An 11543-nucleotide genomic window follows, 5' to 3' on the forward strand; every position below is an offset into this window, starting at 1 on the left:
CCGTTCACCGCTTTCCCCGATGATCTCCGCCCGCTTTCTCCGACTCATGAATTTCCGGTCCTTTCCCCCGATCTTCGCCCTCCGCGAACCGGCGGTCCGCACGGCTCTCTTCGGCCTGCTCCTGCAGGTGCCCGTGTCTCGTGCATGGGGTGATGGGTTTTCCGTTTCGCCGTGGACGGACGATCTTTCCAGCGGCGTTACGAGTGCCACCGATTGGGCCTACAGCTTCGGATCCGCCGACAGTACGATGATCCAAGGCGTACCCGTCACGGGAATCGCCGGAGCCAATTCCTCGGTCGCCGGCCGCTTCTCGGTCACGATCCCCAATGTGTTTCCCGGAGACACGAATCAACTGACGGCGCTCGCGGGCACCGGCAGCGCGGTCCTCGCGGCGAATTTCCTCTGGGGCGGAACGCCGTGCACGATCACGCTGGAGGGCCTTGTCCCGGGGGATGAGTACATCGTCAGCATCCCGAGCGTGGGATGGGATCCGGTGGATTTCCGGACGAACGATTTCGCCAGCGGGACGCACACGTTCACCATCAATCAGAACTACTACGGCAACGACGCGGGACTGCGAGTCGACTACGTCTTCACCGCCGATGCGGCCACGCGGGTGATCACGATCACCCCGCAGACTGCCAACACCTGGCACCTCTACGGACTCTCCCTGCGGAGGAGGGTGCCGATCGTGGTGACGAACCTCAACGACTCCGGTGCGGGATCGCTGCGGGACGCACTGCAGGCGGCGCAGGCTTCCGTGGGCGGGGACACGATCGTCTTCGATGCCGGACTCAGCGGCCAGACGGTTTCCCTCGCCGGCCCCTTGGACACGGATGATGCGGACGGGGTGGTCGTGGATGCGACCGGGTTGCCGGGCGGGCTGGTCCTGCAGGGTGCCGGAGGCCATCGCGGCTTCTACAACACCGGCGGGCTGACCTTGCGCGGCATCACCCTCACCGGCATGGACGCGGCGGGGTCGGGCGGAGGTGCCATTCGGTCGACCGGGTCTATCGTGCTCGAGGACTGCGCCTTGACCGGCAATTCCGCAGCCTACGGTGGCGCGCTCTATAACAACGGCGGCCAGGTGGTCGCAACCCGCTGCACCTTCTCCGGAAACGTCACCTCCGGGGAAGGAGGGGCGATTCTCAACGGCACTTCTTCGACGATGTCGCTCGTGCAATGCACGGTCGCCGGCAACACCTGCGACTACGGGGCGATCGTCAACAATGGTGGCTTCCTGACGCTGCGGCACTGCACGGTTGCGGCAAACATGGTCACCGGTGGGGGAACGGGCGGAATCCGGAGTGAAGACGGCAATACACAAGCGACCCAAGCCTCACTGACACTCGAGAACTGCATCATTGGGGGTGGAAACGGGGGAGACAGGGATGTCTTGGTTCTTGCCTTTCCCTGGGGCGGCTTTGGCAATCCGCTCGCCCTCAACCTTCTCGGAAACAATACCGTGGAGAGGGATCCGGACATCCCCGATTTCCGGATTGCCGGGCCTGATCCCATCGTTGCTCCATCCCGTCTCCGTCCCCTCGCCGACAATGGAGGACCTACCCTGACGATGATCCCGGGTGGCGGGAGTCCGGCGATCGACGCGGCGGTCGGATCGACCGAGACGAACGACCAACGGGGGCTGCCGCGTCCTATCGATGGCGATAACTCGGGAGCCGCCACCGCGGACCTCGGTGCCGTGGAACGGGCCGTTTCGCTGTCCGAGATCGAGGTGTTCGCCGCGGCGGGCACCGATCCCGGGGACGAACTGGCCGACGACACGGGGGTGCAGGTTTTCGCGGACACCGTCGGAGGCTCCAGCACGGTCCGGACTTTCACCATCCGGAATACCGGCACCGAGGTGCTCGAGGATCTCGATCTGGTCGTGTCCGGTGCCGACGCCGATGACTTTTCCGCGGGCAACCTGACCGCGACGTCGCTGGTTTCCGGGGCCACGGCGACTTTTGAAGTGACATTTGCCCCGACCATGGCCGGCAACCGGACGGCGACGATTCTCCTGATCAGCAGCGACCATGACGAGAACCCCTTCGAGATCCATGTGTCCGGGGCGGGAAGATTCCCGGTGATCGAGGTGGATCAGGGCACTGCCGTCGGGCCGGGCGGCGTCATCGCTTGGGGGGGAGAGTTTTTCACGTACGGGCTAGAGAATGTGCCGGCATTCGCCCAGTCCGGCGTGACGGAGGTTTCGTTCGGTGTCTTCCTCGCTGTGGCGCTCAAGAGCAATGGTGGAGTCGTCGCCTGGGCAGCGGAAGGCTACGATTTTGGCCAGGCGGCGGTTCCCGCTTCGGCCCAGTCCGAAGTCGTCGCCGTTTCGGCGGGCGGGATTCACGGTGTGGCGCTGAAGAGCAACGGTGCGGTGGTCTCGTGGGGCGCGCCCGGGCAGCTTCCGGTGCCCGCGGCCGCGGAGTCGGAAGTCACCGCGATCTCGGCGGGATACAGTCACTCCCTGGCTCTGAAGAGCGACGGAAGTGTGGTGGGATGGGGTGACGATACCCAACTCCAGGCGACGCCGCCGGCCGAGGCCGCGTCGGACGTCATCGCCATTGCTGCGGGAGCCTCCCACAGCCTCGCACTCAAGGAGAATGGCAGTGTCATCGCGTGGGGCAACGACGACGAGGGCCAGTCAAGCGTGCCGGCCGAGGCGATGTCCGATGTGATCGCGATCGCGGCGGGCAGTTATAGCAGCCTGGCGCTCAAGTCGAATGGCAGCGTCGTCATGTGGGGCAACAACAGTGCGCCCGAGACGAAATTGGTGCCGCCGGAGGCGATGTCCGGGGTGGTCGCGATCAAGGCAGGTAGTTTCCAGAGTCTCGCCCTGAAGTCCGATGGCAGCATCGTCATGTGGGGTTGGCCTGACCAGGGTGCGACGGCGATTCCGGAGGCGGCGAAGTCCAAGGTGATCGGCATTGCGGCGAGTGACGGCGTGTTGGCCGTCCTGCGGGGTCGCAGCTTTGCTCTCCAGACGGCGGGCACCAGCAGCCTCGCCAAGACCATTACGATCCACAACTCCGGCGACCATACGCTGGATGTCAGCGGGATCGACGTGGTCGGCGACGATCCCGCGGACTTCATCGTCAACACGGCGGGGATGGCCACGAGCATTCCGCCCGGCGGGCAGACGACCTTCACGATCGTCTTCGCCCCGCAGGAGACCGGCGTCTCGGGACCTCGCTCGGCGGACGTCAGGATCACCAGCAGCGATCCCGTCACCGGCCTCTACGAATTCAACGTCGACGGACTGGCGGTTTCGCCTGCTCAGGACACGGATTCGGATGGGATGACCGACGGCGAAGAGCTTCGCCTCGCCGCGATCGGTTTTGACTGGCAGAGCAGCCAGCCTGAACTCGTGGCCATCTACAATCTCGCCCATGCGGAAGCGCGGCAGGAGATCCTCGACGATCCGAACTCGAGCGGTCTCTACACGGCCGGGCAGATCGAGGCGCAGAATGCCGGCACGACGCTTGTCCAGCGCGACGGGCTTGGCCGATTCACGCTCACCCTCGGCATTGGCAAGAGCACGACGCTCCTTCCGGGAAGCTTCGCGCCGTTCCCGTTCACCGCGCCGGAGACGAGTGTGAATGGCGAGGGCAAGGTCGAGTTCCTCTTATCCTCACCGGAAGACGCCGCGTTCTTTAGGCTCGAGACACCTTGACGGTTTCCTTCGCAGAGGGCTGCCGTATCGCGTTCTTTGATCCGCCGGCTATCGATGCGGTGATAACGATACCAGGATTCAGGTGTCTGCAGGTTCGATTCCGTGTCGGTGTGCCGATGGTGAAGGAAAGGTCGTAAGCCGCGGAGCATAGGCCCGTAATAGGCGGGATGTCTGGATCGATGCTGACCAAAGGAGGACGAAGCAATCGGGAGCGTGTGATTGCGCTCTTCGTTGCCGTCGTGCAGGTGGTCGTCGCACGGGCGGCGTCGCCGGATCCGGAGCAGGTGATTGCGGGAATCGACGGGCGGGTGGAGGCATACTTCCGGGCCGAGTCGGGCAAGCGGCTGAAGCGGGCAAAGAAGAACCCGCCGCTGTCCCCCGGACGAGGCAACTATGTCCGCGCTTACTCTTACTCGATGGTCGGCTTTGCGGCCCGGTGCCTGTACCTCGACGAGATGCTGGATGAGGCGAATGCGGCGCTGGTCGAGAACGCGCGGCATTACCTCGATCATCCTCTCGATATCAATGATCGCGACAGCTTCCATTGGCATGCCGACGTGGTGATGCGGTTGATTGAGATGTATGGCCCGAACGGTAAAGCGCATCCGGGCCGGATCACGGCCGAAACCGAGGCCATCGCGCTGAAGCCGATCTGGGAATACGTGCGGAAGGTCTCGTGGTTGGAGAAGGCCGAGACCGGGAAGAGCCAAACCTGGGACATCTATCTTTCCGAGAACCACCACGCGATGATGTTCACGGTCTGCTGGCAGTTCTCGAGAATCGCGAAGGGCCGGCCGGAGTATGCGGAGCTCAAGTACAACGACGGTGCCAAAGCGGTGGATCACTTCGAAGCTTGGAACGATTACTTCATCGCCTACTGCCTCGAGCGGGCGCGCAAGGGGCTCTGCATCGAGATGATGTGCGACGGCTACAACAGCACCCTGATCAAGGGATTCTATAACTTCCATGACTTCGGTGATCCGGTAGTCAGGCAGTCGGCAGCGATGCTGCTCGACCTCTACTTCGCCTACTGGGCCGAGGAGCAGATCGATGGAGTGCAGGGTGGGGGACGTTCGCGCGTCTATTTTGAGAAAGGGCTGAAGCACGATCCGGCTCACGGCATGGCTCCGCTTGCGTGGCTGTGTTTCGGGATCGGCGAACAACCGGAGGTGAACGGCCATGACATCAATGCCGCGCTAAGCGATTACCGTCCTCCCGCGGTGGTGGCCGACATCGCCTGCGACGTCGAGGGCCGCGGTCGCTTCGAAGTGCGCCAGCGTGCCCAAGGTCTCGGCGTGACCGGCAAGCCATTGAAAACCGCCGTGACGAAAGTCCCGACGCGGATGCGGACGGATGGTGGCGGCATCCTCCGCTACAGCTACTGCGATCCGGCGTTCATCATGGGCACGCCGATGACCGAAGCCCGGCCGCTGCAGGACTGGGCCGCAATCAGTTCGCAGAACCGCTGGCAGGGCGTGGTTTTTTCCGGCGAAGGCGCGCCACGCATCGTCCCGATCGTCCGGCCGAAGGACAACCGCGTCGCGATGAACGCCTTCTGGTCGGTGCAGCGCAAAGGCACGCTGATCACCCAGAAGCTGAAGGGCCACAAGGGTGGTGAGGAGATGATTGTCTGGATCTCAAAAGCCGGGCTCGGCAAGCCGGTCGAGAAGGACGGCATCGTGTTCGTGGAGGCGGAAGGGGCCTACGCCGCAATTCGGGTGGCGAAGGGAGGTTTCCGGTGGGCGGAAGACATGTTCGAGGGAAACCGGTCGGTGCCTGAGAACGCCACGATGCTTCTCAAGGATGAGTTTGCTCCGGTGATTGTCGAAGTAATGGCCAAGGGTGAGGTGGAGGACTTCGAGGCTTTCCAAGCGAAGGTCGCTTCGTGCCCTCTGGAAATGGACGGGACCGTGCTTCGCTACACTTCGGTGTATGGCGATGAGATCGGCTTCGACTCCGGGCAGAAGTCCGTTCCCACGATCAACGGCCAGCCGGTCGACTACGCCCCGGCGAAACTCTTCGACAGCCCCTTCCTTGAGTCCGAATGGGACAGCGGTGTGGTGACGATCCGGAAGGGAGATCGCGAGAAGGTGCTGGATTTCAACAGAGTCGCCGCGCGTGGAAGTGCGGTGTCGAAGAAGGTCGTGAATCCCGAGGAAGCGACGGCCTTCGAGAAAGCGGCGAAGGGCGAGTGGAAGCAGGTTTTCGCGGACCCGTGCACCGGCGACTGGAAGGAGCGGTGGCTGCTGGACGGGGAAGTCGGAAAGGTCTCGACCGGGCCGGAGGGAATGACGCTGACGGCAGGTCCGGAGTTCCGCAATGATGCCCATCACATGGTGCTGTGGACGCGGGAGAGCTTCGAGGGCGACATCAGGATCGAGTACGACTACACGCGGCTCGATGATGAGAACCGATGCGTCAACATCCTCTACGTGCAGGCGACCGGAAGCGGGGAGGGGCCTTTCGACAAGGACCTCTTCAAGTGGAACGAGATCCGGAAGGTTCCGGCGATGAAGACCTACTTCAACAACCTGAATACCTACCACATCAGTTACGCCGCCTTCGACAATTCCGGAAACGCGACCGAGTCCTACATTCGCGGCCGTCGCTACATGCCTTCGAAGGGCGGGCTCAAGGGCACCGAGTTGTCTCCGGAGTATGTGTCCACCGAGCTCTTCGAACCGAACGTTCCGCACCGCATCGCCGTGATCAAACACGAGCGCGACCTCTTCATGCGGATCGAGAATCCCGACCAGGTGTTCTTCTGCCGGCTGGGGAATCGGAACCTGCCGGGAATCACCGAGGGGCGGATCGGACTCCGTCACATGTTCACCCGCTCGGCCCGCTACCGGAATTTTCGGGTCAGCATCCCGGTCAAAACCCAACCTGCCCGGTAAGACCCCGGACATCCTTCAAGATCATGAAACTCAAAGCCTCCCTTTGCTCCATCTTGCTCGCCTTCACGGCTTCCGCTCATGCCGCGGAGAAGCCGAACATCATCTTCGTGCTCGTCGACGACATGGGGTGGTCGGACCTCGGATGCTACGGCAGTGAGATCTCGACGCCGAACATCGACTCGCTGGCCGAGAACGGCCTGCGATTCACCCGTTTCTACAACACCGCGAAATGCAACACCACGCGGGCCTGCCTGCTGACCGGGCTCTACGCCCAGCAGTGTGGGATGATGGGACCGGGAAAGATCAAGAACGCGGCGACGATCGGCGAAGTGCTTCGCCCGGCGGGCTACCGGACGCTCGCCTCGGGGAAGCATCACGGCACCGAAAACCTGCGCGAGCGGGGCTTCGACCACTACTACGGTCTGCGCGACGGTGCCTGCAACTTCTGGAACCCGGGCGTACAGCGTGACGGTGAACCGGCCCCCGGTAACAAGGGGCGCAAGCGGGCATGGTGCGATGACGACCGGACTTACCAGCCGTACACGCCGGAGGATCCGAATTTCTACACCACCGATGCCTTCACCGGTCGCGCCCTCGCTTGGCTGGACGAGAAGGAACTCGAGAGCCAGCCGTTCTTTCTCTACCTCTCCTACACGGCGCCCCACTACCCGCTGCACGCGTGGCCGGAGGACATCGCGAAGTATCGTGGCAAGTACGACGCGGGCTATGAAGCGATCCGGGAGGCGCGCTTCAAACGGATGGTCGATATGGGGCTGATCGATCCCGCCAAGAGTCCGCTGCTGGAGTGGGATGGTCGTGACTGGGAGAAGCTCGATGACGCCGAGCGCCAGAAGGAGATCCGCCGGATGGAGATTTATGCCGCGATGCTCGACCGGGTGGATCAGAACCTCGGCAAGGTGCTCGCTAAACTGGAGAAGCAGGGAAAGCGCGACAACACGCTGATCTTCTTCGCCTCGGACAACGGCGCATGCGCGGAAGGGGCCGGCGCGAAGACCAAGTCGAACAAGCTCGAGGATTTTGGAACCGTGGCGAGCTACGAGACGGTCGGCAAAGACTGGGCGACGGTTCAGAACACGCCGCTGCGGAAGTGGAAGAATTTCAGTCACGAAGGAGGCATCCGCACGCCCTTGATCGTGAGCTGGCCGGCAACGATCAAGACGACGGGCGGCTATTGCGCGGAGCCCGGACACATGATCGATGTCATGCCGACACTCGCCTCGCTGGCCGGGGCGACCTATCCGCCGGAGAACTGGGCTGCGGAGATACCGCCGATGCAGGGAACCAGTCTCTTGCCTGCCTTCACCGGTGGATCGCTGAAGCGCGAGTCGCCGATTTTCTGGCAATGGTCGTCCGGCGGTGCCGTCCGCGATGGCGACCTCAAGGCCGTGTTCTGGGGCAAAAGCAACTGGGAGCTCTACGACCTTTCGACCGACACGAACGAGAGTGACGACTTGGCGGAAGAGAAGCCGAAGGAGCTGGCCGCCCTGCAGTCCCGCTGGAAGGCGTGGATGACCGAGGTCGGCGGCAAGCGGAAGTAGGTCGGCGCGTTACCAATGGCTGGGCGACTCAATCGCGGAGCGGGGGCATGCGGTCAAAGTTGGCGACCATGTATCGGTATCTCCACTCTCCGTCAGCCTGTGGATGATCGTCACCTCCTGCGATCGAAGTTGTGATGCCACTGGTCTCGGAGACGTAGCAGTGATCAGGATTGACCCATCTCAGTTGATCGAGGGAATCGAATCGAGCTTCGGAGAACCTCACTTCGGCGGGTTCGTTTCGACCTTCCAGTGGCAGGGTGATTGAGACGTAGACGAATTTCGACTTTCCTGTTTCTCCGACGAGTCGATCGAGGTGTGACGAAAACCGATCGATGACTTCCAGTCGGTCAGCCTCTCGAAGTTCCGCAACGGCTGAAGCGGCTTCTTCCAGCCATCGGGAGTGCTGCTGGTCTTGGTCGGAGATAATGAACGACAGGCGGCGTTTGTCTTCAAGGTGCAGTTCCGAGACTCGCTTCGAGCGCGCGAACTCGTCTTCGAGGTAGCGCGTCATAAGACTCTCGATGATGCGCGCCGGCTCCTTGCTTGCGATCTTCGGAGCCAGAGCGGTAGCGGCGACGACGTGTGCGGCTTCATTCTTTTCCGCTCCGATCGAACTCGTTTCGTGCGTCCGGTGATCGCTCTCTTCCCGGCGGAGACGGAGCAAGAGACCCAAGCCGATGATCAGGGCAGCGGCGGCGATCCATCGTGCTCGAGTTTGCATCTGGGCGTCGCGAGTATCGAGTGTGTCCGGGTTGTGAAACTGGCTGAACCTGGGCTGAGGGCACCCGGATGAGGCCGGACAGGGTCACTCCTCGACCGTCACGGCGAGGTCGGGGCCGAGATCCTCGATCGCCTCGGTGAGCGCGCCCGGGGCGAGGCCTTCGGGCAGGGATGCGATTCCTTTGGCGTGGAAGATCGGATGGCCGGCCATCGGGGCGCTTTCGAGGGTGGTCTGCAACTCCTCGAGATTCGCGCCGGTCGCGGCGATGGCTCCCGATAGCGCGCGGACGATGCCGGGCCGGTCGTTGCCGACGACGTCGAGTTTCAGCAGGTGGCGGGTTTCGTCCGGATCCGAGTCTTCCTGACGGGTCTGGATCGACATGCCCTCAAGGGCCTCAAGCGCGGCGATCAGGGCGGCGGCGTTCGCTTCCGGGCACTCGACCCGCAGGATGCCGGCGAAGTGTCCGGCCATCCGGGCCATCCGGCTTTCGAGCCAGTTGCCGCTGTGGTCGGCCACCGTCTGGGAAAGGGTTTGGACGATGCCGGTGCGGTCCGGCGCCAGCACGGTCATTACCACGCAAGTGTTCATGCCCTTTATCAACCACGGCGCGACCGGGGCCGTCAGGCATTTTCTCGGGTGGCCGAAAGGATATTTAAGATAAATTGATCATTGACGTTCACGTAAAGTAAACGTTATCTCCAACGCAAAGGTGAATTCATGATCCTCCCGGACAACCTCAAGCCCCTGCCGGTCGCCCCCGGCAAAGAAGAGGGCGCTGCGTCCAAATCCCGGGATCTCGGTGATTTCGTCAGCGAGGCTGCGGTAAAGCAGTTGCTGGTCGGCCCCCTGTCGGTCAACCGCTGCGATCCGAAATTCGGGGGTTCGCGCCACGGTTTCGCGGGTCGCGCCGACGTCGGCGACGCCTCGCCCTTCGTTTCGCTTTCCTCGGATGAGTTCTACGACGAGGCGCCTGCCAAGTCCTTCGAGCCCCGTGGTCCGCATCCGGCGATGGCCGAACCCCGTCGCGCGGCCGCACCGGTTCCACGTTCGACCCGGGAAGGGGAGTTCGGCCGGTATCCAGCTGCCGAGCGCATGTGGGTGATGGCGATGGGAGTCGTGCTCCTTGCGATGATCATTGGCGGCGTGTTGTTCAAGCTCGCCACGCGTGAGCCGGCGGGCTCGCCGGTCGAGCATGCCGAAAAGTCGGAGCGTCCGGCATCGGCGCTCCACGGCAAGGCGGCCTTGGCGGCGACCGATCCCGAGGCTGGCATGCCTTGAGGTTGATTTGGGCCCGGGTGTCGGGCTGAATCCGTGCCGCATGGCCCGTCCCGGACTGATTCTCAAGCTGAGCTGCCCCGACCAGTCGGGCATCGTCGCGAAGATTTCCGGCTACGTTTCCGGTTACTCCGGCAATCTGGTCGAATTCGCGCAGTTCACCGACAAGCTCAGCGGGCGCTTCTTCGCCCGGTTGGAAATCGAGACCGGCGGGTTGGAAGTGGACGTCGATGACTTCATCGAGGGTTTCGGAACGCTGGGTCGGGCGCTGCACGCCGTCTGGCACTTCCGCCGGCTGCCCTACCGGATGCGCACCGCGGTGCTCGTGACGAAGACCGATCACTGCCTGCGCGAGATCCTGTGGCGGGCGGAGCTCGGCGAGATGCCGGTCGAGATCACCTCGGTCATCGGCAACCGCGACACCTGTCGTTCGATCGCCGAGCAGGCCGGTCTGCCGTTTCACCGGATCGAGATGGAGGGCGAGCGGAAGAAGCAGGGCTTCACGGAGATCCGCGAGCTTCTGGAGGCGCAGGGGGTCGAGCTGGTGGTACTGGCTCGCTTCATGCAGATCCTGCCTGACGACTTCTGCCGGGCCTTCGACGGGCGGATCCTGAACATCCATCACAGTTTCCTCCCGGCCTTCATCGGCGCGAATCCCTACCGCCAGGCGTATGAGCGTGGGGTGAAGCTGATCGGGGCGACCTGCCACTATGTGACCGGCGAGCTCGATGCCGGTCCGATCGTCGAGCAGCAGGTCGAGAGGGTGCAGCATTTCCACTCGCCGCAGGACCTCGTGCGGCTCGGGCGCGACTGTGAGCGCGGGGCTTTGGCGCGTGGAATCCGCTACCATGTGAACGACCGGACGATCATCGACGGTCATCGCGCGATCGTGTTTCCCGATTGAGCGCAATCGGGGGCTTTACAAGGGGTGCGATGCTGCTAAAAACCGCGCCCCGCCCAGCGGCTCAAAGGAGAGATGGCTGAGTCCGGTTTAAGGCACACGACTCGAAATCGTGCGTAGGGTTAAACCTACCGTGGGTTCGAATCCCACTCTCTCCGCCATCCTTTTGGTTGTGACAGGTTTTGCCACTGTTTGCTTGCTCATGGGACTTGGTGCTCTTCGGGTTCCTGGACGTCCCGCATAGTCGCCCATCGTGTACGGTCGCTTTGTTGGAAATGCGTTGGAAATTGGGCGGGATTCTGCCGCGCATTTCCGGGGATTGAACCCACCCCGTCGGGGTGACCATGCGGACTGCCCATCAGTCCCTCGTCTGCCAGATCGACGGCACCGATCAAGATCGCTGTGAGCAGATCGAGTGGCACCTGCGGATCCTTTCCCTGATCGTTAACCTCGCGGTCTGCGTGCTCTCGCTGATCGGGCTGTGGCGGAAGCTGCGGGGCCGACGGTGAGATCG

At 63.1% G+C, this 11543-nt stretch carries 8 protein-coding genes and 1 tRNA gene; 7 read left to right on the plus strand and 2 right to left on the minus strand.

Features of this window, described 5'->3' with window-relative positions; translation table 11 throughout:
• Positions 1–46 precede the first annotated feature (46 nt).
• From HAHE_RS13755 to HAHE_RS13765, 3 genes are all read left to right on the plus strand, one after another.
• Positions 47–3676 carry a choice-of-anchor D domain-containing protein gene (locus HAHE_RS13755; RefSeq protein WP_338685209.1) on the plus strand — a complete coding sequence of 1210 codons (3630 nt, stop codon included), beginning with the start codon at positions 47–49 and terminating at the stop codon, positions 3674–3676.
• Positions 3677–3855: 179 nt separating this feature from the next.
• Complete coding sequence (locus HAHE_RS13760) at positions 3856–6573, plus strand: DUF1961 family protein (protein ID WP_338685210.1); 2718 nt, start codon at positions 3856–3858, stop codon at positions 6571–6573.
• A gap of 23 nt (positions 6574–6596) precedes the next feature.
• The gene (locus tag HAHE_RS13765; RefSeq protein WP_338685211.1) at positions 6597–8132 is read left to right on the plus strand and encodes an arylsulfatase; all 1536 of its coding nucleotides are present in this window, start codon (positions 6597–6599) and stop codon (positions 8130–8132) included.
• Between the two features lie 28 nt (positions 8133–8160).
• On the opposite strand, the gene HAHE_RS13770 is transcribed toward HAHE_RS13765, so the two are convergent.
• Positions 8161–8853, minus strand: coding sequence for a hypothetical protein (locus HAHE_RS13770; protein WP_338685212.1), 693 nt, complete (start codon positions 8851–8853; stop codon positions 8161–8163).
• A gap of 84 nt (positions 8854–8937) precedes the next feature.
• On the minus strand, positions 8938–9441 hold the full coding sequence (locus HAHE_RS13775; RefSeq protein ID WP_338685213.1) for a glycine cleavage system protein R: 504 nt from the start codon (positions 9439–9441) through the stop codon (positions 8938–8940).
• Positions 9442–9570: 129 nt separating this feature from the next.
• On the opposite strand from HAHE_RS13775, the gene HAHE_RS13780 reads away from it, so the two are divergent.
• The 4 genes from HAHE_RS13780 (at position 9571) to HAHE_RS13795 (ending at position 11538) form a co-directional block, all read left to right on the plus strand.
• A complete protein-coding gene (locus HAHE_RS13780; protein WP_338685214.1) occupies positions 9571–10131 on the plus strand; it encodes a hypothetical protein in 561 nt (186 codons plus the stop codon).
• Between the two features lie 40 nt (positions 10132–10171).
• Positions 10172–11032, plus strand: a complete 861-nt coding sequence (gene purU / locus HAHE_RS13785; protein ID WP_338685215.1) for a formyltetrahydrofolate deformylase — start codon at positions 10172–10174, stop codon at positions 11030–11032.
• Positions 11033–11098: 66 nt separating this feature from the next.
• Positions 11099–11190, plus strand: a tRNA-Ser gene (locus HAHE_RS13790).
• A gap of 183 nt (positions 11191–11373) precedes the next feature.
• On the plus strand, positions 11374–11538 hold the full coding sequence (locus HAHE_RS13795; protein ID WP_338685216.1) for a hypothetical protein: 165 nt from the start codon (positions 11374–11376) through the stop codon (positions 11536–11538).
• Positions 11539–11543: the final 5 nt, after the last annotated feature.

Origin of the sequence: Haloferula helveola, assembly GCF_037076345.1 — a bacterium.
Classification (GTDB): Bacteria; Verrucomicrobiota; Verrucomicrobiia; order Verrucomicrobiales; family Akkermansiaceae; genus Haloferula; species Haloferula helveola.

Excerpts from the sequence above, each read along its gene's own strand:
- HAHE_RS13780 (WP_338685214.1), top strand. The coding sequence starts at position 9,571 with ATGATCCTCCCGGACAACCTCAAGCCCCTGCCGGTCGCCCCCGGCAAA.
- HAHE_RS13775 (WP_338685213.1), bottom strand. The coding sequence starts at position 9,441 with ATGAACACTTGCGTGGTAATGACCGTGCTGGCGCCGGACCGCACCGGC.
- HAHE_RS13770 (WP_338685212.1), bottom strand. The coding sequence starts at position 8,853 with ATGCAAACTCGAGCACGATGGATCGCCGCCGCTGCCCTGATCATCGGC.
- HAHE_RS13795 (WP_338685216.1), top strand. The coding sequence starts at position 11,374 with ATGCGGACTGCCCATCAGTCCCTCGTCTGCCAGATCGACGGCACCGAT.
- HAHE_RS13760 (WP_338685210.1), top strand. The coding sequence starts at position 3,856 with ATGCTGACCAAAGGAGGACGAAGCAATCGGGAGCGTGTGATTGCGCTC.
- purU (WP_338685215.1), top strand. The coding sequence starts at position 10,172 with ATGGCCCGTCCCGGACTGATTCTCAAGCTGAGCTGCCCCGACCAGTCG.
- HAHE_RS13765 (WP_338685211.1), top strand. The coding sequence starts at position 6,597 with ATGAAACTCAAAGCCTCCCTTTGCTCCATCTTGCTCGCCTTCACGGCT.
- HAHE_RS13755 (WP_338685209.1), top strand. The coding sequence starts at position 47 with ATGAATTTCCGGTCCTTTCCCCCGATCTTCGCCCTCCGCGAACCGGCG.